General features: G+C 48.6%; 18 protein-coding genes. 11 read left to right on the top strand and 7 right to left on the bottom strand.

Features of this window, described 5'->3' with window-relative positions; genetic code table 11:
• Positions 1-11: 11 nt before the first annotated feature.
• Together sdhA and AC27N8_RS23740 are read left to right on the top strand one after the other, a co-directional pair.
• Entirely contained in the window at positions 12-1,748 is a 1,737-nt protein-coding gene (gene sdhA / locus AC27N8_RS23745) for a succinate dehydrogenase flavoprotein subunit (protein WP_487070012.1), read from the top strand.
• A gap of 11 nt (positions 1,749-1,759) precedes the next feature.
• Positions 1,760-2,467, top strand: a complete 708-nt coding sequence (locus AC27N8_RS23740; protein WP_487070010.1) for a succinate dehydrogenase iron-sulfur subunit — start codon at positions 1,760-1,762, stop codon at positions 2,465-2,467.
• Between the two features lie 110 nt (positions 2,468-2,577).
• On the opposite strand, the gene AC27N8_RS23735 is transcribed toward AC27N8_RS23740, so the two are convergent.
• Positions 2,578-2,748 (bottom strand): hypothetical protein, encoded by a 171-nt coding sequence (locus tag AC27N8_RS23735; RefSeq protein WP_487070008.1) that lies wholly within the window; start codon positions 2,746-2,748, stop codon positions 2,578-2,580.
• Positions 2,749-2,915: 167 nt separating this feature from the next.
• Here AC27N8_RS23735 and AC27N8_RS23730 point away from each other — a divergent pair, with 167 nt between their 5' ends.
• The gene (locus AC27N8_RS23730; RefSeq protein ID WP_487070006.1) at positions 2,916-3,788 is read left to right on the top strand and encodes an alpha/beta fold hydrolase; all 873 of its coding nucleotides are present in this window, start codon (positions 2,916-2,918) and stop codon (positions 3,786-3,788) included.
• Positions 3,789-3,917: 129 nt separating this feature from the next.
• Here the strand turns inward: AC27N8_RS23730 and AC27N8_RS23725 are convergent, their stop codons facing one another.
• The 5 genes from AC27N8_RS23725 to AC27N8_RS23705 form a co-directional block, all read right to left on the bottom strand.
• Positions 3,918-4,232 (bottom strand): hypothetical protein, encoded by a 315-nt coding sequence (locus tag AC27N8_RS23725; RefSeq protein ID WP_487070004.1) that lies wholly within the window; start codon positions 4,230-4,232, stop codon positions 3,918-3,920.
• 622 nt (positions 4,233-4,854) lie between these two features.
• A complete protein-coding gene (gene hemH, locus AC27N8_RS23720; protein ID WP_487070002.1) occupies positions 4,855-5,793 on the bottom strand; it encodes a ferrochelatase in 939 nt (312 codons plus the stop codon).
• Between the two features lie 12 nt (positions 5,794-5,805).
• On the bottom strand, positions 5,806-6,888 hold the full coding sequence (gene hemE, locus AC27N8_RS23715) for a uroporphyrinogen decarboxylase (protein WP_487070000.1): 1,083 nt from the start codon (positions 6,886-6,888) through the stop codon (positions 5,806-5,808).
• Between the two features lie 397 nt (positions 6,889-7,285).
• Positions 7,286-9,274: a serine/threonine-protein kinase gene (locus tag AC27N8_RS23710; RefSeq protein ID WP_487069998.1), complete on the bottom strand. Its 1,989-nt coding sequence runs from the start codon at positions 9,272-9,274 to the stop codon at positions 7,286-7,288.
• A 166-nt stretch (positions 9,275-9,440) separates the two neighbouring features.
• The gene (locus AC27N8_RS23705) at positions 9,441-10,826 is read right to left on the bottom strand and encodes a serine/threonine protein kinase (protein ID WP_487069996.1); all 1,386 of its coding nucleotides are present in this window, start codon (positions 10,824-10,826) and stop codon (positions 9,441-9,443) included.
• Positions 10,827-11,168: 342 nt separating this feature from the next.
• Between AC27N8_RS23705 and AC27N8_RS23700 the strand changes: the two genes are divergently transcribed.
• The 4 genes from AC27N8_RS23700 to menA all read left to right on the top strand — a co-directional run bounded on the left by AC27N8_RS23700 (position 11,169) and on the right by menA (position 15,519).
• Positions 11,169-11,525, top strand: coding sequence for an SUI1 family translation initiation factor (locus tag AC27N8_RS23700; protein ID WP_487069994.1), 357 nt, complete (start codon positions 11,169-11,171; stop codon positions 11,523-11,525).
• A 214-nt stretch (positions 11,526-11,739) separates the two neighbouring features.
• Positions 11,740-12,219 (top strand): hypothetical protein, encoded by a 480-nt coding sequence (locus tag AC27N8_RS23695; RefSeq protein ID WP_487069992.1) that lies wholly within the window; start codon positions 11,740-11,742, stop codon positions 12,217-12,219.
• 326 nt (positions 12,220-12,545) lie between these two features.
• Positions 12,546-13,199 carry a haloacid dehalogenase gene (locus AC27N8_RS23690; protein ID WP_487069990.1) on the top strand — a complete coding sequence of 218 codons (654 nt, stop codon included), beginning with the start codon at positions 12,546-12,548 and terminating at the stop codon, positions 13,197-13,199.
• Positions 13,200-13,464: 265 nt separating this feature from the next.
• A complete protein-coding gene (menA, locus tag AC27N8_RS23685) occupies positions 13,465-15,519 on the top strand; it encodes a 1,4-dihydroxy-2-naphthoate octaprenyltransferase (RefSeq protein ID WP_487069988.1) in 2,055 nt (684 codons plus the stop codon).
• A 68-nt stretch (positions 15,520-15,587) separates the two neighbouring features.
• Here the strand turns inward: menA and AC27N8_RS23680 are convergent, their stop codons facing one another.
• Positions 15,588-15,893, bottom strand: coding sequence for a hypothetical protein (locus AC27N8_RS23680; RefSeq protein ID WP_487069986.1), 306 nt, complete (start codon positions 15,891-15,893; stop codon positions 15,588-15,590).
• Positions 15,894-16,068: 175 nt separating this feature from the next.
• Here AC27N8_RS23680 and AC27N8_RS23675 point away from each other — a divergent pair, with 175 nt between their 5' ends.
• The 4 genes from AC27N8_RS23675 to AC27N8_RS23660 all read left to right on the top strand — a co-directional run bounded on the left by AC27N8_RS23675 (position 16,069) and on the right by AC27N8_RS23660 (position 22,763).
• Entirely contained in the window at positions 16,069-16,848 is a 780-nt protein-coding gene (locus AC27N8_RS23675; RefSeq protein WP_487069984.1) for a TatD family hydrolase, read from the top strand.
• Positions 16,845-18,029, top strand: coding sequence for a cysteine--tRNA ligase (cysS, locus tag AC27N8_RS23670; RefSeq protein WP_487069982.1), 1,185 nt, complete (start codon positions 16,845-16,847; stop codon positions 18,027-18,029). The genes AC27N8_RS23675 and cysS overlap by 4 nt, the downstream gene beginning before the upstream one ends.
• Before the next feature lie 666 nt (positions 18,030-18,695).
• Complete coding sequence (locus tag AC27N8_RS23665) at positions 18,696-21,086, top strand: PLL family lectin (RefSeq protein WP_487069980.1); 2,391 nt, start codon at positions 18,696-18,698, stop codon at positions 21,084-21,086.
• Between the two features lie 321 nt (positions 21,087-21,407).
• Positions 21,408-22,763, top strand: coding sequence for an acyltransferase family protein (locus AC27N8_RS23660; RefSeq protein WP_487069978.1), 1,356 nt, complete (start codon positions 21,408-21,410; stop codon positions 22,761-22,763).
• The last annotated feature ends 18 nt before the right edge of the window (positions 22,764-22,781 follow it).

Below are 22,781 nucleotides of genomic sequence, written 5' to 3'. Positions count from 1 at the left end.
AAGGATAAATCATGTATCAAAAATTTGATGTGGTGATCGTTGGTTCTGGCGGAGCCGGCTTGATGGCCGCAATGCAATTACCCAATGCCAGCGTTGCGGTTCTGACTAAAGTCTATCCCACGCGCTCCCATACTGGAGCGGCGCAGGGCGGAGTAGCTGCCGCGCTGGGCAACCAGGAAGAGGATCACTGGAAATGGCACATGTACGATACGGTCAAAGGTGGAGACTATCTGGTCGATCAACCTGCGGCCGAGATCTTGACCCGCGAAGCGATCGATGCGGTCTACGAATTAGAGCATCGAGGGCTTCCCTTTAACCGCACAGAAGATGGACGAATCGATCAGCGTCGCTTCGGTGGACATACCCGTAACTACGGTGAAGGTCCCGTCAAGCGCTCCTGTTACGCGGCAGACCGCACAGGACACATGATCCTCCAGACGATGTATCAGAGTGCCATCAAAAACGAAGTGCGCTTCTTTAACGAGTTCCTCGTACTCGATCTGCTCCTCAACGAAGGACAGGCTTGCGGCGTCGTTGCTCTGGAGATTCGTACCGGCGAGATTCATACCTTCCACGCAAAAACGATCCTCTTCGCGACAGGAGGCTATGGTCGAGCCTGGCGCGTCACCAGCAACGCCTTTGCCTGCATGGGCGATGGTATGTCGATCGCCTATCGACGTGGTATCCCGCTCCAGGATATGGAGATGTATCAATTTCATCCCACCGGCATCTATCGCGTAGGAGTCCTGCTCAGCGAGGCAGCGCGTGGCGAAGGAGGAAAACTCCTCAACGGCAAGGGCGAGTACTTCATGGAGCGATATATGCCCACGTTGAAGGATCTGGCGCCCCGTGACATCGTATCGCGCTGTATTGTCCAGGAGATCAAAAATGGCAATGGCGTCGATGGCAAAGATTATGTCTATCTCGATGTTCGACATCTGGGCGAAAAGGTAATCACAGAAAAATTACCCGATATCACCGACTTCGCCCGCAATTATCTGGGTGTCGAACCAATCACAGAGCCAGTGCCGATCCAGCCAACGGCCCACTACGCCATGGGTGGCATCCCTACCGACGTCGACGCTCGCGTCGTTATGGACCCTCAGTGGACACCACTCCCCGGCTTCTATGCAGCCGGAGAAGTCGCCTGCGTCTCCGTGCATGGAGCAAATCGCCTGGGAACAAATTCGCTGGTTGACCTGATCGTGTTTGGACGCCGTGCCGGTAAGCATATGGCGAAGTTTATTCAAGAAAATGATTTTACGCCCTTGCCTGAGCATCATGAAGACTATTCACGTGAATATGTTGAACATCTCTACAGCTCAAGTGGTGGTCAATCGGCGGCCCAGATCCGTACGGATCTGCAAAATGAGATGATCGATAATGTGTTTGTGGAGCGTACCGATGAGGGACTGCGCCACGCGCTCGACGTGATTGCGAATCTTCAAGAGTCCTATAAGAACGTACAGCTTCAGGATAAAGGCAAACGCTTTAATACCGAGTTGTCTGAGGCCATCGAACTTGGCTTCCTGCTCGATTGTTCAGAAGCGACGATCCACGGAGCACTGGCACGTACCGAGAGCCGTGGCGCACATTTCCGTCTCGATTATGAGAAGCGCGATGATGTCAATTGGCTCAAACACACGTTAGCGTATCAGGGTACCAACGCTCACGATGTACGCCTTGACTACAAAGATGTTGTACTCATCGAAGATCCAATTTTCAAGCCCAAGGAACGCAAATACTAGAGGAGTTTTCCATGAACGTACTGATACGTATTAAGCGCTACGACTCGGAGCGCGATGCCAAACCCTATTGGGATGAATTTCGCGTCGAGGTCGATCCCATCGATCGTCTGCTAGACACGCTTAACACCATCAAATGGACAATGGATGGCACGCTGACATATCGTCGCTCGTGCGCCCATGGAGTCTGTGGCTCAGACGCTATGCGCATCAACGGACGCAATCGACTGGCCTGCAAAGTCCTGATGCGCGACGTCGGCAAGAAGGTCACCATCGAGCCGATGCTGGGATATGCAGTCATCAAAGATCTGGTCGTCGACATGGATCGCTTCTTTGACAAATATCGCTCCGTCAAGCCGTATTTGATCACGCACGACAACGAACCAGGCACCGAGCGACTGCAATCGCCAGCCGAGCGGGCACGCTACGACGAAGGAACAAAATGTATCCTGTGCGGAGCCTGCACGGGATCATGTCCCTCCATCTGGGGCAATCCCGACTGGGTCGGACCCGCCTCGATCGTCAACGCCCATCGCTTCATCTTTGATAGTCGCGACCAGGGCGGCAACGAGCGACTCGGCGTCCTCAGCCAGAAAGATGGCGTCTGGCGCTGCCGCACCATCTTCAACTGCGCCGACGCTTGTCCGCGTGGTATCCCTGTCACCGACCTGATCGAACAGGTCAAACGCGCCATCGTCTACGGCGGCCCCGAAGACGCTTAGCAGCATCACACGCTTGCGTACGATGTATCCATGCATCGTACGCAACCCCCAAGATAGGAATCCGCTCACGGCGTCAATGTTCACCGACGTAAGTACATTGTCAAAGGCCATTACGTCTCTGTTGCAGAGGAGATGTGTCCCCAAAACAGATCCGTAAAGCCGTCGGGTAACAGGCCAGCCGACGTAGCGGCGCGGCTCCGCCGTGCTGTCACTGCACGCACGATCACGTTGCCCATCGCGTTCCATTGCGAGACGCTCCCAAGCCGAATCATACGAGTCACAGACAGCACGGCGGAGCCGCGCCGCTACGTCGGTGAGCATTGACGCCTCGTGCCAGGAGTTATCCTGACCGCTTAGACAACACAGTATTGGATGGTTGCGTAACTCTCGATTGACGTATAATGGGGACATTCCAAACAACATAAAATAAAGTGAGAGAAATTGTTCTATGAATCAGGCAATCGAGACGTGGCACCATAGAGACATCATCACCAACGGCATCCGCATGCATTATGTGACGCAGGGCAGCGGTCCCCTGATAGTTTTGCTGCATGGTTTCCCAGAGTACTGGTATTCCTGGCATCTTCAGATCCCTTTTCTGGCCGAGCTCGGTTATACGGTAGTGGCACCAGATCTACGTGGATATAACGATACAGATAAGCCTGCCAGGGGCTATGATATTGCGACGTTGTTACTCGACATCGTGGGTTTGATCAAAGGCCTGGGATATGAGAAAGCGGCGATTGTGGGACATGATTGGGGAGGAGTACTATCCTGGGCCTTTGCCCTCAAGTATCCACAATTAACCGAGCAACTGATCGTGATGAATGCTCCTCATCCCAATGCGATGCAGCGCGAACTCAAAACCTGGAAGCAGTTACGTAAAAGCTGGTATATCTTCGCGCTTCAGGTACCGTGGTTACCAGAATATTTCCTTGGGCGCAATCACGCAGCTCAAATTGGTCAGTTGATCTATCAAGCAGCCTTCCAGAAGGAGGCTTTTCCATCCGAGGTGCTGGAGCATTATCGCGTCGCGATAAGTAAACCAGGTTCTTTACATGCGAGTATCAGCTATTATCGAGCTCTTTACCGTGATCGCCTCAGACCATCAGGTAATAAAAGAGCAAATACCCAGATAACAGTTCAGACGCTACTGATCTGGGGTGAGCAAGATATAGCTCTGGATATTGCACTGACAACAGGATTAGAACAATGGGTACCCAATCTTCTCATCAAGCGCATTCCCGATAGTGGGCATTGGGTTCAGCAGGAAAAGCCGGAGCTGGTCAATACCTTTCTAAAAGAATTTTTAGCTCGCTAGCAAATATAGGTAGAGATTTGCTAGCAGCAACGTATCTGTAGCGCCACTGAGAAGTTTCTTTCGTGCTTCTTTGAGTAGGTCAGCAAAAAGAAACTTCTTTGATCACGTGGCAAGGCCAACTGAAGAGACTCACACGCTACGTACCTTTGTTGCACGCCGGAGCCTGACAGGAACGTCAGATGGCTGCTCCTGAAGTTGCAGGACCATCTGCGTGATAGACTCGACGCGCTCTATCTCCAGGGCAACTCCATGCGTAGCATCAACCTCTTGCCGCCGGAGAGCCCCCATTGGTTCCTCTGCTTCAATGACCTGCTCCATCCATTGCACGCCACAGATACCACAAATCCCATGGCTTGCCTCATAGAGCTTGGGCAACGGTAAGGGGGATAGACGGTCCCCGGCATTGTTGATTAAATGCAAGCACCAAGCACATTGACGCACCATACACCACATCCTTTCTCAGCAGGCGTCTCCCTGACACAGGAGTCATTATTGGTATTATAAAAGCCATAGAAACAGGTATACGGAAATACCTATCTCTACTCCGGGACATGACATTTTTCGTCTAGAGCGGTGAAGGTCTTTCGTGAAGCATAGATACAACTACAGGCATGTATCTGCATGAGATCATCTTCCTCACCCCACAATCCGAACAATCACAGCGCGTATCCAGGGTAGCAAATATGAAGACATTGTATGTCCTTCACATCTCCACTATCTATTATAATCGATCTCAAAGCAAAAAAAGTGTACTGTTTCGCCATAATGTCACAATTCTTTCTGATAACATAAATATTTCTGTGGAGAAAGAGGAAAAGTATCATGCCCTCATAGCAGCTAATTACGCACGACGGACCCTTAAAACTACTACTTCTCTAAAGAACGCAGCAACCATATAAAATTCATGTATCAACAATCAGGCAGAATATATTTATTAACTAAATCCTAATATAGCATCATATTTCCAGATAACCTGCCAATCATTTTGTGCATCTATACATTCATATACATCTATAATAAAGCAACCCTGGAGGTGACACCGTGACAGTGTCACCTCCAGGCATTCCTATCGGGCAAGAGTATCTTTGACAACGGCTGCCAATGCTTTAATAAACAGTGGGCTTGTATTCAACGACTCAATCCGAGCAAATTGAATACCGTGCTCTTCGGCCTGTTCACGAGCTCCCACCTCAATATCATAAAGAATTTCCAGATGATCGGCCAGGAACTGCACTGGAGCAATCAAAACATGCTCTTTGCCAGCGGCTTTCAGTTCGGGCATTACATCGGCGAAGTCGGGCTTCAGCCACTCCTCTGGAGTATGTCCGGCGCTCTGATAACAGAACATCCAGCGCTCATCAGCCAATCCAACGCGCTTAGCAATCTCAGCAGCAGTCTCTTTGAGGTGATTAATATAATCAGGCTCGTTCTCAATCACGCGCTTTGGCATACTGTGAGCAGTCAGTAGCACTGGAACAGTATCACGCACAGCGACAGGAAAGCGTGCCAGGGCTTCGCTAATGCGGTCGGCAACTGCCTGAAGAAAAAGTGGTTGTAGATGCCAATCAGTGGAGATCTTAAGCTGGATATCGTCTCGATGCAGTTCGGTAAAGGCCTGCTGGAGCGTTTTAATGTACCCACTCATGATAATAGGAGAATATTGTGGAGACATAATCATGCCCACTAACGCCTGAGCACCAGCCGCCGTTTCTGGGACCATATCAGCGACAAAGGGCGGCGAGAAGCGCATACCCACGGTCGTATGATACGTTGTCCCATCTGTGCTGCTCGCATTCAACTCTTGCTCCAGAGCCTGAGCCTGTTCACGTGTGATCTTAATCAGCGGCGAGCCACCAATCAAAGCATAACGACGACGAAATTCGGTCAGGATCTCTTCATCTGGCTCGCGACCACCATAGACATTTTTAATATAGGCAGGGATATCATCCAGAGTAGCTGGCGAACCATATGTCATCAACATGACACCAACATGTGTATTTGTCATCTTTTTCTTCCCTTATCTCTTCGTTGTTTCATGAACTGCATCCACCAGACGGCGCAACATATCAGGATCAGTTGCCGCCGGGATACCATGTCCCAGATTAAAGATATGTCCGGCACGGTTGTCCGCCCGGCGTAACACATCGTGCATACCTGCTTCAAGGACTGGCCAGGAGGTAAGGAGCAAAGTTGGATCAAGATTCCCCTGAATACCATGCTCAAAACCAATCTGCTCCCAGGCAGTATCAAGATCCACGCGCCAATCAACACTCAGCACATCGCCACCGGCTTCCACCATAACATCCAGCAAAGCGGCAGCCCCCGTACCAAAGTGGATCGCCGGAGCGCCAGTCTGCTTGACTGCGGCAAAGATACGCTGCGTATACGGCAAAACGAAACGTCGATACGTACTCGGACTCAGTGTCCCGATCCAACTCTCAAAAATCTGCACCACATGCGCCCCTGCGGCAATCTCGGCCAGCAGATAATTCGTCACCACCGTCGTAATTTTGTCCATTAGACGATGCCAGAGCTCAGGCTGACTATACATCAAAGCCTTGGCCGTCGCATAATCACGTGACGGCTTTCCCTCAATCATGTAGCAAGCCAGCGTAAAAGGTCCTCCCGAGACGCCTATCACCGCCTGCTTCCCCTCCAACTCACGGCGGACCAGTCGCATAGCCGCAAGAATATAGGGAACAGACTCCTCGATATCCATCACCCGTAACGCCTCAATGTCGCGCTCGGAACGGATCGGATTGTGAATCACAGGTCCCTCAGTACGCAACTCAAAATTGATGCCCATGCCCTCAAGCGGCAACATAATGTCGGCATAGAGGACAGCCGCATCAACGTTGAAGCTCTGCACAGGCATCAACGTCATTTGAGCACAGAGCTCAGGCGTTTTGGTGAGAGTCAGCACATCATATTTTTCACGTAGCTCCTGATAGCCCTGAGAGCTACGACCAGCCTGTCGCATAAACCAGATCGGAGTTGCATCCGGTTGCAGATGCCGGCACGCAGCGAGAAAGCGTGCAACACCCGTATGTGGAGCATCGTGCTCCGTTGGAGGAACAGAAGATACTGTATTGTGTTGCATAAAGATTCCTTACTATAGAATCGCATCCCTATGGCAAAAAACTTAATCTGTTCGACTTTGCCATCCACAATCCTTCAACGCGTGAACAACCAGATGTCGATCCGCATGAGAAGATGGCGATGAGGATACTGAAATAGGGCATTGTTCATACATATAATAGCGCGATTCAGGTTATTTTTGCAACCACAAATCTACAAAAATCTGCATATCTTTTCAGTTTACTCTGCATATTTTGAGAATTTTCTATATTACAAAAAACCCTACCGTTGAGACCTTGTAGCGTCGCACGAGACAGCCCAATTCCGGCGCACTACGCTAGCGGGCCTGCTCGTACGTCGAGTGGGACATCGCACGCGAGCGTGCGACGCTACGGTGTCCTCGCTGCGCTCGACCCTGGTCAGGATACCTGCGAAAGTTTAAAGTTAGTAAAGCTGGCTGTTGCAATAGCCGAGGAAGAGAGGGTATGGCTGGCGAAAGCGATCTGCCCACTCTGATACGAAGTGTCATGCGCTTCGCCCACAAAAATAGTGTTGATGAAGAGCTTGAAGTCGCTACCCTGTGCGATAACTTGCAAGGTATTTTTGCCACTACCCGAGATAAGCGCGTTACTGGTTGCTGCTTTAAGCAACGTCGTATAGGTAGCGCTACTAGCGCCAGCATCGTGACGGAGGAAAGAAAACTGTCCAGCAGAGCTAATCTCAAAAGCGTAAAACTGATCGCCTTGCAGTCTCAGCAGCATCCCGGCAGTACTACCGGACAATAAAGAGACATCAACCTGTACGGTAGCATTGCTAACTAAGGGAGAAATCAGAGCACAAGGCAGTGCAGGGCTCTTCAAGCTACTGCTCACGCGATAGGATTGATCCATAAAAGTACAGTTACCAGGTGCTTCAGACCAGCGATTACTATGGTTGTTCGCCAGGCTATCGACCAGGGTGACAGTATTTGCATGTGCACCCGTCGTGGCTGGTGTTGTCTGGGCAACCACGCTCGCAGACGATTGCGCGCCAGCACCGATTACCAGGGGGGTGGAGGATCGAGTGGCATATAAGAAGTATACGATAGCCAGCGGGATGACGATAATGAGCGCAATTCCGATACTAACAATCCGAGTGACTACTCTGCGCTGCTTTTGACGAGAGGATACACGGCGATGACGACGCATCGCCACAGGTCTAATCAGATCTTGTTCGTCCGATACCTCTTTCTGGTGGACAGCATTGGGCCTCCCTTTCACGGCAGCACGCCTCTGCACAGGTAACGGAGCAGCATGATAAGCATCAGCATCGTCGGTGGTTTGACGGTAGCCATTGGCCCCTCCGCGCCGTCTAGGTATACCGAGCACAGAATGCGAGGTGATAAAATCTCGTGCATGCGAGGTAAAGTGACGTCGCCGCGGAACCGGTCTAACCGCAACAGCCACATCATTATCATTATCCAGCACCAGCCGCTCAGGCATGTCAGCATGATCCGCCAACGCCACAAGTTCATCGGGAGTCGCCAGTGTCGCGTATCCCTGAGTAGCCTCACTGGTCGCTGGAGTCCCATAGGCTTGTTCTGTGCTCAGCTCGCTGTGCAATAGCGCATGTTGATAGGCTTCGGCGAGGGTGGTGGCTGAACGATAGCGATACCGTGGATCTTTCTCCAGCGCATGCAGGACAACCAGGTCAATCGCACGCGGGATCAACGGATTATAAGTAGAAGGAGCAACTGGTTGATCGCGCAGTTGTTTCCAGAAGACAGATACAGGAGTCTCGCCCTCAAAAGGTACACGAGCGGTTAGCATCTGATAGAGCAATACGCCCAGCGAATAGATATCGGTACTGACAGTGGCGGGACCATCAGCCAGATCAGGAGCCATATATTCAGGCGTGCCCATCAAAATGCCGGTACGGGTCAAGGCATTGGAATCCTCAACAATCTTCGCCAGCCCAAAGTCAGCCAGATATGCATGATGACTTTCATCACGCAGCAGGATATTTGAGGGTTTGATATCTCGATGCAGGATCCCATGGTCATGAGCATATTGAACAGCACTGGCGATCTGATTCAATAATTGACCGGCCTCTTCCAGAGAGAGAGGACCATCATCCAACAGATCACGTAATGTCCCCGCTGAAGCATACTGCATCACCAGATAATACCATGGCTCATGCTCATCATAATCGAAGGCAGGCAAAATATGGGCATGTTGGAGCTTATCGATCGCTTCAGCCTCACGGCGAAAGCGCTCAAGATAGCTGGCCGAATAGCCTGTCATGACCTTAATTGCCACATCTTGCTGCGTCGCGTCATCATAGGCCAGATAGACATCTGACATACCTCCACTACCCAGCAAGCGCTCAATATGATACGTTTTGAGGACAGTTCCCTCTAATCCCGACATACTATTTTTTATTTCTGCAATTAGCGACACAACCCATACATAGCTGGGCGACACCATAAGGATTCATTATTTATAACACGCAACAACTAAATATATAGATGCAAGATACACATGAATAGAGTAAAAATATATGCTTTATGCAGATTTAGAACACATAAACGATTTTTTATCCCTTTCCATGAGGGCCATGAGGCTTCCCTTTCTTCGGCGTGGGTGGTGGTAGCGTTTTAATTTTCTTTATAATGTTATCTATCGAGGTGCTATCCGGCAATGATGGTTTGACGCTTTTATCCACGGATGGTACAGGCGGGCTGGCGGGCTGGGGAGCTCCTGTTGGACCCTGTGGGCCGGTGATATTCTTTGGAGCCACCGTTGGACCCTGTGGACTGGTATTCTTTGGAGCCACCGTTGGCATAGGTGTCGGAGTTGGAGACGGCTGAATTACGGTAGCCGTAGCGGTAGGCTTACTGCTCTTACCATTAGCAGCCGGGGTAATCTGCTTTTCAATCGGAGAAACAGCATCAGCACCAGCCATTGAAAACTGCAAGCCCTGCCAGCCAAAGCTCACATGCCTCATTGAGGGCAAGGTTACCAAAAGCAGAGGTGCAAGCAACAATAAAAAGAGGAAGCGGCCACGTAGCATCCTGTGCTTCTGCGGCACGATAGTTATATGAGGTTTCTCCAGCGAGAGATATGCCATCTGAGTCGTCATCAAAGTGCGGGTATAACGCCTCTCACCAGCAGCCTTCATTGCCTGCGCATAGGCCAGATACAATTCCTGGGGAGAGGAGAAGCGCTCTTCCGGATTTTTCTCCAGGGCACGCATAACCACGTGTTCGACCTCTACTGGAATCCTCGGATTATAGGTCGAGGGTAGTTCGGGAAGATCACGAATATGCATGACATAAACACCTATAGGTGTAGTCGCCTTAAAGGGTACACGTCCGCACAGCATCTGATAGAGCAACACGCCCAGTGCATAAACATCGCTTGCGGGAGCCGCCTCTTTTTCCGCCAGCTCAGGAGCCATGTACTCTGGCGTACCAATCAAGTAGCCAGTCAGTGTGAGACCATTATTCACGCCAACGCGTTTAACCAGACCAAAATCAGCCAGATAGACATGAGTACCATCCCGCATCAGCACATTGGAGGGCTTGATATCGCGATGGATAATGCCTTTATCATGGGCATATTGCAATGCCTGGCACAATTGCCCAAATACATGATCAATCTCCTCCAGCGAGAGAGGTCCTTGCAGAAGACGAGCATCTAATGTACCATGCTCGATATACGGAGTCACGAGATAACACCATGACTCAAATTCGCCGTGATCCAGGACAGGAAGGATATGTTCATGGGATAATCCAGCCTGTGCCTTCACCTCATCGCGAAAACGCTCGTAGTAGTCACCCGCTCCGGTATTTACGAGCTTTACAGCGACAGTCCTCTCGGTCTCAATGTCGCGTGCAAGATAGATATCCGCCATCCCCCCACGGGCTAGCCGCCGCAGGATCTGATAACGTCCCATCGTTACTTGTTCTAGCTGCTGCATTACGATCCCCATATTTCCAAATTTAAATATCTGAGACAATCCTTATAGCAAGATGTACTAGCTGACCTACGTCGCAGCCATATATATACCTACACGACTGTATAGAATGATTAGTCTCAGGATGTGATAATAGAGTCATTTTTCCTATTGCCTGAACAAATATCCAGCTTCTTGATGAAGTTAACAGACGAGAGGCGAATAAAGATCAGTACTCCAATGTCCTCTGCATGCCAGACATTGGCAACCAAAAATGATATTCATGAGCAAGACCTGTATGATAAAATAGAGGCAGGTCATTACATAATCATACAGATAATAACGCCCCAATTGAGAGGATTTCTTATGTCAGATCGTGTCGTCTATTCCACCGATAATGGTCGCATTTCAACCTGCCCTACCTGTGGACAACCTTACCGTTCCTGTCGCTGTGACCAACCAGCAGGAACAAAGAAAAAAAGTGATGGGATTGTACGCATCATGCGTGATCGCAAGCAGCGTGGTGGGAAAACAGTAACAGTAATCACTGGTATCACAGGCACTGAGAGCGAACTTGCCACTCTGGCGCAGCAACTCAAAAAGCTCTGTGGCACAGGAGGAACAGTAAAAGAAGGAAACATAGAAATTCAGGGCGATCACTGCACAAAAATCCAGGAAAAACTGACCGCACTGGGTTATAAAGTCAAACGCGCTGGCGGCTGATAATCCTGGCACGCAGCCGCTCCGACCCTCCCCTTACTACTATAACTCATCTTCTTCACAACACATATCATCTATTTTTAGGCCACTCAAGCAGATTTATAAATCCAACGCAAATTTTTTTCCGCTTTCGCAGGCTCCAAAAGGAATAATATAGATAAGGGAAAAAAATACTGGCGTTACAACTACCAGGGGATTTGTAAGCAGGGGGTAAAGCATGAATATTGATGAACAATTTGACCATTTTCTGGCTGAGTTAGGAGTAGAAATGGAACGTCCAGAGGATCAGAAACCATACAACAGCGATTCAATTCCAGAAGTTTCCATCTTCCAGACCTCGCGTGACCATTACGGCGTCTTTTACCGTCTCGATCTGATCGATCAACGACCTGAGCTACGTATCATGATCCCGGTCGATACGGGAGATGTGAAAATGGATATTTATCTCGTCCGTTTAAGTAACCAGACTCCCCTCAATGACAGCTTCAGCAGGTTATCCGCCTACGAGGGCAGCGACGCCTACGAACAGGGTCGGGACACCACACTCCAACACCTCTTATATGCCACCGCCGAAATGATGAAACAACTTTTCTGGGCCGGCAACACACAAAATCATCGCTTCCCGCCGGAAATCGAAGTATGGCCCATCCTCGTCCAGGCCGAGAGCCGCATCGAAAGAAAAAGGTCGGCAGGATAAATGCCACCAATGGCCTTCCTTGCCAGACGTAGCGTCGTACGCTTGCGTACGATGTCCCAGTAGCTCGTACGAGACAGCAAGATCTCGGCGAGCGACGCTGGCCTGCCTGATCGTACGGCAAAGTGGGACATCGTACGCAAGCGTACGACGCTACGTCTGGCAAGGCCACATGACAAAAATCGTTGAATAAAACGCTCTGTTCAGGGTACAATTCTACTATTACTAGTCTGATTGGGCATGGCAAACGTGCTATCTGAGGTGACTACCACTCGTCTAAAGCCCTGTGGGATGTTACACTAGAGAGACCAGAGAAAGGGAGAATATTTATGCCTGAGCACATCGACGCCATTGGGCGTGAAGCTATCGCTTATTTTACGCTCAAACATGCTGCCCGCGAGCGTGCGCTGCCCAAGTCGCGTACGGCGATCAGGTATTGTGCCAATAGTATCCGCGCGACTCATCGCCATGAGATGGCTGCTGCTGAAGCGCTTATCAAGCAGGCAGCCTCGTTGCTGACAGAGATGGAAGCCGATCTGCGGGATCATCAGGACATCTATAATGCAGGTTTTGTCCAGGATGCTCAAAAGGAATTTGCAGAGGCAGCGACATTTGCAGCCCTCACACAACATCATCCTCTGCCAACGCCCACAGAGCTCTCAATAGGGCACGCTGCCTATCTCAACGGCATCGCCGAAGCTATTGGTGAACTGCGCCGCTATGTGCTTGATCAATTACGACATAGTAATATTGAAAATGGTGAGGTGTTTCTGGCGTATATGGATGATATTTATTCGGTGTTGATCACAGTGGATTTCCCAGATGCTATTACCAGTGGATTACGCCGCACAACGGATGCTGCGCGTGGTATTCTGGAGAAGACACGTGGAGATTTGACAGCCGCAGCGATCCAATTGCCATTGCAACGAGCCATGCTTGAGTTACAAGAAACTTTACATCAGCACTTACCTGCCGATCAATAGGAAATAGGAGTTATATACAAAAAGAGGCCCACTTCCTTGACTTTGTATACTAACCAAAGTAAGCTAACAGACGATCCCAATAGATAATCATCACTGACTCATGGCACGCGTAATCTTTATTCAGCAAAAAAAGCGCGTGAGTGTAGAAACAAAAGCAGATCCCAACCAGCAACCCATCTATATTGATAGCAATCAGGCGCCCTTACGAAGATGCATAGATGCACTCATAACATTATTGTTGATCACTACGCCAAGAGGGGGGCGTATGGAAAACGAAGAAAAAATTATGACGGATCAGGACATTATTCAAGAGAAAAAGCCAAACGCTGAGCTGCCAGCCAGGACGTTACAAGCTACCCAGGTTGTCGATGCCGACCAGGGCACTAACGAACATGCTGAATCTCATGCTTCCCAACTCGTGGATGCCGATCAGGGAGCAAACGCTGAGCCGGATGTTAAACCATACTCTTTCCCAACAGCGGATAGCGATCAGAAAATGGAGAGCGAATCTCCAGCCTCCCCGATTGTGGATGCTCAAACAGATACAGATACAGATACTCAGCCTGCTCAGATTGTCGATACTCTACCGGACAAGGATACACAGCCTTCTACCTCCCAGATTGTCGACTCACTGCCGGACAAGGACGCACAGTCCTCTACTCCCCAGATTGTCGACGCGCTACCGGACAAGGATACGCAGCCTCCTACCTCCCAGATTGTCGACGCGCTACCGGACAAAGATATGCAACCTCCTACTTCCCAGATTGTCGATACACCAGAGGAAAAGGATGCTCAACCTCCTACTTCCCAGATTGTCGATACACCAGAGGAAAAGGATGCTCAACCTCCTACTTCCCAGATTGTCGATACACCAGAGGAAAAGGATGCTCAACCCCAAGCCTCCCAAATGGCCGAGACTCAGCCGAGGATAGAAGCGCAAACACATACCGATCAGGTTATCGATACTCTACCAGACATGCAGACTCAAACGTTATCCTCTCAGGTTGTCGATGCTCTGCCAGATATGCAGACTCAAACGTTATCTTCTCAGATTGTTGAAGCAGATCAAACTCCTCAAGCCGAAGAAGATATCCCAACCGTGAGTTTTAACTCAAAAAATTTAAAACATAATACAGAAAAGTTTCTGGCAAAAATAAAACCAGGCAAAAAAAAGCAAGCTACTCAGATAGTCACAGCTGACTCCGTGCAAGCGGAAGAAGTTCCAACTATTCCTATTGGCTCATTACAGACGATTAGCACACTCGAGCCAGAGGTGTCAGTACATTCCGTTGCCTCTATGCGCGCTGTGAGTATGCCAGCGCCATTGGTAGCACAGTCCTCAGAATATCGACGCGGATTGGGTGAATGGCTGGAGATCTGGCAAGATGGCATACGTCCAGGTTACTTACCCTTATCTCTGATGCCAATTCTGCTCGGAAGTGCGCTGGCCTGGACACAAACAATCAGCAATAAAAGGCTCCTGGGACATTTTGATGTTGTTTATTTTGTGCTGGCACTCGTGACAGCCATCATATTACAAACAGGTGCTCATCTGATCAACGACTACTATGACTATCAGAGAGGCATCGACACAAGTAATGCACTCGGCCCCGGAGGCTTACTTCAGCAAGGGATGATCAAGCCAACACGTCTACTGGCCATCGGATTGGTCCTCCTCGCGCTGGGAGCAGCAACCGGGCTAGCCGCAGCATTAAGAGGAGGACTCCTGGCATGCCTCTTCGGCTTAATTATCGTCCTCTGCGCATACTTTTTCAGTGCCACAAAAAAAGCGCTCTCTTCGCTTGGTCTGGGCGAGTTGATCGGCTTTGTCGCCTTTGGATTGCTTCCTACGATGGGAGCTTATATGATCCAGACCCATGGGCAGCTAACCCCTCAGGTCTTCTACTATAGTTTACCGTTGGGTTTTCTCGCCGCAGCAACTATCTATGCCAATAACATGCGCGACATTGAAGGCGATAGTCACGTTGGCAAACGCACACTGGCGACAATGCTGGGACTCTCCTTCAGTCGAATCGCCTACAGCATCTTGATGATCGCCGCCTATCTGGTTGTCATCGCCCTGGGTGTACCACATGCGCATCCACACTTTATCCTGATAGCGTTATGGACCTTGCCCGGCCTGGTCGTGGCAATCACAGGCGCGATGCGGACAGAGATCTCAGCTGGCTTTCATGGCGTGATGCGTCAGACACTCAAAAACTATACGCTTTTTACCATCTTATTAATTATCGGGCTGATTCTAGCGGCCATCATTCCAGCGCTACCAAAGATCCCCACGAACCTCATCACCCTACCCTGAAGACCCTCGATAACATGTGGGCACCTCGCTATGAGGTGCCCACTTTTTTACATCATAGGACAATCGCATCAAGCGTCCAGGGCAGCCGACGTAGCGGCGCGGCTCCGCCGTGCTGTCACATCCCGCACGAAAACGTCCCACCTGCATTTGGAAGCAACGCAGACGAGACGATCCACGGTGGGAAGATCGTGCAATGGAACCTCATGAGGAGCGTGTTCGGACGAGTCACAGACAAGACGATCCATGGTGGGAAGATCGTGCAATGGAACCTCATGAGGAGCGTGTTCGGACGAGTCACAGACAGCACGGCGGAGCCGCGCCGCTACGTCGGTGAGCGTCCCACCCCATTGGGATGCACATCTCCAATGCGACATCGGTACGATGGCCTTTGGCAGCTTCGGGGAAACCCTACTTTAATTTGACACATTTCCGAATCTTCATCTATACTACAGGTACATAACATAAAGTAACCTGGGAGAGAGAAAGCCAGTTTCAGCTGGAACTCTCCCTTTCTTTTGCTTTCCAATCGGAAAGAAAGGATCATAGAGAGTGCTCATCGATAGCCACACACATGTAGATACCGACCGCTTCCAGCATGATCGTGACACAGTCATTCAGGCAGCGGTAGCGGGTGGAGTCACTCGTATGGTTGATCCAGGATGCGATCTGGTCTCCAGCCAGGCAGCACTCGCGTTAGCCAGGGCCTATCCCGGCATCATCTTTGCAGGAGTGGGGGTTCATCCGCACGAAGCCACAACCTATACAGAGGAGGTTGAGGCCCAGTTACGCGCGATGGCACGCGAGCCAGAAGTGGTGGCCATTGGTGAGTTTGGTCTCGATTATTTCCGTATGCTCTCGCCACGCGAAATCCAACGAGAGGTCTTCTGCGCCCATTTGAAACTGGCTCGTGAGTGCCAGCTGCCATGCATCATCCACGTACGTGACGCCCATGATGATGTCATGGAACTGCTACATGCTCATGGTCAGGGCTTACGCGGAGTCTTCCACTGTTTCTCGGGAGATGTAGCGCAGGCAGAGGCATGTCTGGACTTTGAAGGTTTCATGCTCTCCTTTGCAGGTCCACTTACAAAGCAGGGAAATGCCCTTCCTGATGTAGCTCGTATGGCCCCCATCGACCGTATCCTCGTCGAAACGGATAGCCCATATCTGGTACCCAAGCCCCTGAAAGTCAGACGCAACGAGCCACTCTTTGTCAAACACACGGCAGAAAAGCTAGCGGAGATACGCGGCATATCCCTCGAAGAAATTTCTCAGGTTACCACAGCAAACGCTATCCGTTTGTTCGGTCTAGGAGAAAAGCAAGCATGAAACTATTCAACACGCTCACGCAATCCTTGCAGGAGTTCATCCCTCTCAAGGATCCAGTGAGCATCTACGTTTGTGGGGTAACCCCCTATGACACCACGCACCTCGGACACGCCTTTACGTACGTCACCTTCGACACACTGATCCGCTATCTGGAATACAAAGGACTGACAGTCAAATACGTCCAGAACGTCACAGATGTCGACGACGATGTGATTCGTAAGGCACGAGAGATAGGAATGCGCTGGGATGATCTGGGGAATCGCGAAATCGAACGCTTCCTTGGTGATATGGACTCCCTCAATGTACGCCGTCCCGATGTATATGCACGCGCAACCGACGAGATCGAGCGTATCATTGAGCTAGCCCAGACGCTGGTCGAGCGTGGATTTGCTTATGTCAGCGAGGGATGTGTCTTTTTCAGTGTGGAGAAAGATCCAGAATTCGGTGCCATGGCTCGAGCCATCGGACTGAATGACTATCAATCTATGCTCACGATCGCCAACGAGCGCGGAAATTTCCCCGACGATAAGCGTAAGCGAGCGCCATTAGATTTTGTCCTCTGGCAAGCGCAGGCTCCCGACGAGCCCGCCTGGGAGAGCCCCTGGGGTCCCGGACGACCAGGATGGCACGTGGAGTGCAGCAGCATGTCCATGTATTATCTGGGCCAGCAGGTCGACATCCACGGTGGTGGAGCTGATCTGGCGTTTCCTCATCATACCTGCGAGATCGCGCAATCGGAACACTACAGTGGGAAGGCGCCATTTGTGGGCACCTGGATGCATGTCGGGATGGTTTATCAGGATGGCGAGAAGATGAGTAAGTCGCTAGGCAACCTGACCCTGGTAAGAAATCTCCTCAAAGAATACGATGCCAACGCCGTCCGAGTTGTCCTCCAGAGCCATCACTATCGCTATCCCTGGGAGTGCTTTCCCGAGGACCTCAAGATCGCAGCTGAGACCGTCCAGATCCTCCAGCAGGTCCGAACCCTGGTAGGCACTAAGCTCACAGGCGAGGATACAATGTTACATAATCGCTTTCTGGCAGCCATGGAGACCGATCTCAATACGCCAGAAGTCATCCAATTGCTCAAGCAATCTGCCAAACAAGCTCTGGCTGAGAAAAATACACAACTCGGCTCCGAGGTTCTGCGTATTACACAGGTACTTGGCATGACTATTTGACAATTGCTGCATCTTTCTGATAGGGTAATTATCGATTAATGTGGGCCAGTATAAACTGGTCCACTTATTATAACTTCTCTTGCCCCTAACCTTCCTCCCTTAGTCAAATAATAATAGATATTAATCTGCCGTGCCAAAAATCATAAATTAGTATGACAGACTAATATCTATATAACAGTTTTTTGGATCTCCTTTATTTTTTGGAAAAATAAACATATTTATGTCAAAACGATTCATAGTAATCCATAGTAATCCATAGAGTATTATTTAATTTTATTTTATATAAAATGGTTAAAAATCACGTTACTAAATATAAAATTCCTCGTTTATATTCATGGATTCAAATTAGTTTAAATGAATATTGGTGCTTATCTAGTTTAAGATATGCTATCAGTAAGCAAATTACTTTTGAGAGAAGATAGTAATTACTAGTAACTACGTATTTAGTATAGGTTGATTGACAAATTCATCTAAATAAGTATAGAAAGTACAAAGCTTAAATAAGGTGAAAGTCTAAAAGAATTACGCTTTTCTTATAAGTATGCATTTCTTTATCTAATTTGTACCACAAGGAGAAAGACATTTTAGTGTCAGCAAAGATGCACACTCTACCATGTTTTCTTCCACGAATAGAAATATTTACCGCAAGGAAATGGAGTTCTTTGTATGCAACGCATCTGGTTTCAGAAAACTGAGCGAGCAATGCACGTTCATCTCCCAATTCTCTCCTCAAAAAAACATCTACTAAGTCATTCACATGGACATGCATGGCAATATTTTACTTGCCTCTTTACGCTTCTTCTATATTTGCTATTTACTGGCATTGGCTTCACAGTTAATATTGTGCACGCTTCCTCCAGTGATCTTGGGAAAAAAGCAATATTCACTGTTGATAACGTTACAGTTAATCTCCAGAGCCATATTTTACCCAACACACATTTCCAATCAACCCAAACGGGAGATTTTATTCAGCGAGCGCTAGTGACTGGTACAAACCCTTATATAATGGTATCAGTAACTGCCATACCTTATGGAACAAGCGATGATGAACATCTCCCGACAGCACAGGCAGGGATTGCTTCAACATATCGCAGCCAGTTACGTACTGCGTGGCAATCTCAAACACAAGCGCCACAGGTTTTTCCGGCAATCAATCTTTTTGGGATAAACATTGTTGGAACGCTTTATCATGTTCAAATGCCACTTGACTCACTTACTCCTAAACCTACTCTTATCACAGAATGGATTGGTGAAGCAGGATCACGTGTTTGGATTGTTCGAGTTATGCAAGAAGATACTTCTTCCTCAGCAAATAATTTATTACATAATCTTCAAGGCACCATACTCACGAGTACCACTCTTAATAGAGGCACGAGTTTACAAGCACATTCTCACGCAACAGCAAAGGCAAATATATCACCTGCAGTAGTACCAGGCAATTTATCTTATCCCAGTGTCTGGAATGGTACCCTATGTGATACATACAATCACCCAAATGCATATCAACTAGGTACGGCTAGCTATCGAGGAGTTCCTGCTTGTGGTCCACGACCTGCTTACGAGACAACTGCTCCTTACAATGATCTATCGGTTCAATTTTTTCCAGGTGCATGGGGGGTACTTGAATTTGAATGTGTTGAACTCGTTATGCGTTACATGTATCTTGCAGATAATATCAATCCTTATGGCGCTAATGGGAATCAGGTAGTTTCTGCATATTCAGGTTCAACGCTTCTCAAAGAGAGTGGTAGTGGTAATTCTATCAATTCTAATCTAAGCGCTGGTGATATTCTAAGCTGGAACAATAGTAGCACTGCCGGTCATACCTCCTTAGTTTCTGCAGTAAACTTGGATAGCAATGGAACAGGTACTATAACAACAATTGAAGAGAATGCCTCATCCAATGGAACCTTTACTTACCCTGTAAGTGGTTGGGTTTTAAACACAGAAGGATATGGTACTCTTCTTGGCTGGCTTCATGACCCTACAACTACCCCAGTTACACCAGTACCAGATTTAAATAGTAATGATTCTGGGACATATGTTGGTAAGAGCTCAAATGGACTTCTTGAAGTATTCGCCCGTGGTAGTGATGATAATATTTGGCATATCGCTCAAACAAGTACTACTGCCTGGGGAAGTTGGGCTCCTCTACAAGCCGGTTTAGGTTTTAGTGGAGATCCAACTGTTGTTACGAACTCAAGTGGACGTTTAGAAGTTTTTGCTCGTGGTAGCGATGGCAATATCTGGCATATCTCACAAGCGGCAGTGGGAACTTCTTGGGGAACCTGGAATACCATACAAGCTGGTTTCGGATTTCAGGGTACGCCTACAGCAGCGAAAGATTCGAATGGGCAAATAGAATTATTTGCTCGTGGAGCAGATAATAATATCTGGCGTGATGTAGAACAAAGCTCTGGCTGGAGCGGCTGGGGGGTTATACAAGCTGCTGGAACATTCTCAAGTAGCCCGGTGGTTGGAAAAAATTCAAATGGATTGCTAGAGCTGTTTGCCCGTGGCAGCGATAATAATATCTGGCACGTTTGGCAAACAAGCGTGAGTGCATGGAGCGGCTGGGGAGCCCTGCAGACAGGCCTTGGATTTCAAGGCACTCCTGCTGTTACATCAAACGCCGATGGGCGATTAGAAGTGGCTGCTCGTGGTAGTGATGGTAACATCTGGCACATCCGTCAAACAGTGGCAGGAGCATCATGGGGTACATGGACAGCTTTTGTCACAGGAGTAGGCTTCTCTGGTAATCCATCTTTCAGTATTAATGCAGATGGGCGTCTTGAAGTTTATGCACGTGGTACAGACAACAATGTCTGGCACATTTGGCAGACTACAGCAGGAACTGTCTGGTTTAGTTCATGGGTAGCATTACAAAACAATTTTGGTTTTCAAGGGACACCATCAGCAGGTCTTGATGCAGATGGGCGCATTGAAGTTTTCGCTATTGGAAGCGATACTAACCTTTGGCATATCTGGCAAACCACAGCAGGAGTATCATGGAGTGGTTGGGCAGCTTTGCATCCCAACTATGGTTTCCAAGATTAACTGTATACTAGTTCCCTTTTAAATAATAATGCGGAGTCGTCATATGACGGCTCCGTTTGATATTTCACTCAAACCTCAGGTCAGGATACCATTGCTTCAAGCTCAGATTTGTTACGTCTTGAGACCAAAGAATTTCTGCGGGCTAGTGCATTTGGACGAACCAGATAAAAACTAGCTCATACAGCAGTTATCTTACAGGAAATAACTTCTCTCCCTCAACCATATGGCTTTAGAAAAGTTTTGCCTTCATTTTATTATATTAATTTCAACAGTATACTATAGAAAGGACATTATGAAGAGAGATTAAAGAAAGTTTTCATTATGAAATATATCTTCCGACATATTCTCTATTGGCTAAATAATATGTTTGAAGGGCATACAAACGATATTCAAAAAAACACGGTTATTGCACTTGATGGTATTAGAGCTTGCGCAATTCTCTTTGTTATTATCTTTCATATCAACAGAACAACCCATTATAACCTCTGGGTTTGGTTGGACAATCCTTTAGCCTCGGCGATATCAACTGCGGGCGGATCTGGGGTGACATTATTTTTTGTCCTCTCGGGCTTCTTGCTATTCTTGCCTTATGCCAGATCATTACTCTTCGCCAAACGTTGGCCGCTCGCCAGAACGTTCTATCTGCGCCGAGCATTGCGTATCATGCCCGGGTATTATATCTCTCTATTCTTACTCATCTTACTAAGTGCACCTCAATACTTGCAGCCCTCGCATTTTAGTGAGCTAGGACTCTTCCTGACGTTATTCATGGATTCATCAAGAGCCACATTCCGACAATTAAATGGTCCTTATTGGACATTAGCCACTGAGTGGCAATTTTATCTGATTATGCCTCTACTGGCATTAGGGATACTTCTCGTCGTTAAACGCATCGCAATAAAATATCGATTACAAGCGGTTATTTTCTGCCTGACTGGCATCATTACCATAGCTTTATGCATACGTGGTTTTGGTCTCTATTGTCAAGAAAATCCAACTGTTACCTTTCTAGTACCACGTAATGTGCTTGACGTAATCCTCTTCTTCTCTTTTGGCATCACAGGCAAGTATATTGAGGATTTCGCTGTTGGTATGTTAGCCAGCCTATGTTATGTCTATGCCCAGAATATGCCACGGGATCATCGTTTTGTGCAAACATTACAACGCTCCAGTCTCTGGCTCTGGGGATGTGGTATATTGCTTCTGGTTTTCTGCGCTATGTGGAACTTTGATGTATCAGCTCCCATCTGGCCACCAATAAATACACTCATACCTGCTTTCCAATTGTTCAATGAGATAGTCCTGGCCTTTGGCTACGGTGCATGCATCATGGCCATACTGTTTGGTCCACCGCAGCTACAACGACCATTCACCTGGCAGCCGTTGCGCTGGATCGGAGCCATCTCTTTCAGTCTGTACATCTGGCATCTACCATTGATTGTGTTTTTCCAGACGCATGTAGTACAGCCATTCTTCCCGTCTCTCGACAAATACACCGTTTACGGACTCTACTGGATCTGGGCACTCGTAGTAATCGTTCCCTTATGCGTGCTTTATTTCGCGTTTGTCGAGCGACCTGGGATCATATTAGGCAATCGTTGGCGTAGTAAGATTGAGAAAAAAGTCCTACAGCCCCAAAAGCAGGAGCGGCAAGCGTTTATTGAAAAGATACAGTAACGTGTATCAACCCTTTTG

The organism is Dictyobacter sp. Z7_2, assembly GCF_057551105.1.
The sequence above is the reverse complement of the archived record's forward strand: the minus strand, read 5'-3'. Positions and strand labels throughout refer to the sequence as shown.

Bases quoted from the DNA above. Each gene is read 5' to 3' on its own strand.
- AC27N8_RS23730 (WP_487070006.1), top strand. From the start codon at position 2,916: ATGAATCAGGCAATCGAGACGTGGCACCATAGAGACATCATCACCAAC.
- AC27N8_RS23710 (WP_487069998.1), bottom strand. From the start codon at position 9,274: ATGTCGGGATTAGAGGGAACTGTCCTCAAAACGTATCATATTGAGCGC.
- cysS (WP_487069982.1), top strand. From the start codon at position 16,845: ATGAAACTATTCAACACGCTCACGCAATCCTTGCAGGAGTTCATCCCT.
- sdhA (WP_487070012.1), top strand. From the start codon at position 12: ATGTATCAAAAATTTGATGTGGTGATCGTTGGTTCTGGCGGAGCCGGC.
- AC27N8_RS23660 (WP_487069978.1), top strand. From the start codon at position 21,408: ATGAAATATATCTTCCGACATATTCTCTATTGGCTAAATAATATGTTT.
- AC27N8_RS23665 (WP_487069980.1), top strand. From the start codon at position 18,696: ATGCAACGCATCTGGTTTCAGAAAACTGAGCGAGCAATGCACGTTCAT.
- AC27N8_RS23725 (WP_487070004.1), bottom strand. From the start codon at position 4,232: ATGGTGCGTCAATGTGCTTGGTGCTTGCATTTAATCAACAATGCCGGG.
- AC27N8_RS23690 (WP_487069990.1), top strand. From the start codon at position 12,546: ATGCCTGAGCACATCGACGCCATTGGGCGTGAAGCTATCGCTTATTTT.
- hemH (WP_487070002.1), bottom strand. From the start codon at position 5,793: ATGACAAATACACATGTTGGTGTCATGTTGATGACATATGGTTCGCCA.
- menA (WP_487069988.1), top strand. From the start codon at position 13,465: ATGGAAAACGAAGAAAAAATTATGACGGATCAGGACATTATTCAAGAG.
- AC27N8_RS23700 (WP_487069994.1), top strand. From the start codon at position 11,169: ATGTCAGATCGTGTCGTCTATTCCACCGATAATGGTCGCATTTCAACC.
- AC27N8_RS23705 (WP_487069996.1), bottom strand. From the start codon at position 10,826: ATGCAGCAGCTAGAACAAGTAACGATGGGACGTTATCAGATCCTGCGG.
- hemE (WP_487070000.1), bottom strand. From the start codon at position 6,888: ATGCAACACAATACAGTATCTTCTGTTCCTCCAACGGAGCACGATGCT.
- AC27N8_RS23740 (WP_487070010.1), top strand. From the start codon at position 1,760: ATGAACGTACTGATACGTATTAAGCGCTACGACTCGGAGCGCGATGCC.
- AC27N8_RS23695 (WP_487069992.1), top strand. From the start codon at position 11,740: ATGAATATTGATGAACAATTTGACCATTTTCTGGCTGAGTTAGGAGTA.
- AC27N8_RS23680 (WP_487069986.1), bottom strand. From the start codon at position 15,893: ATGTCGCATTGGAGATGTGCATCCCAATGGGGTGGGACGCTCACCGAC.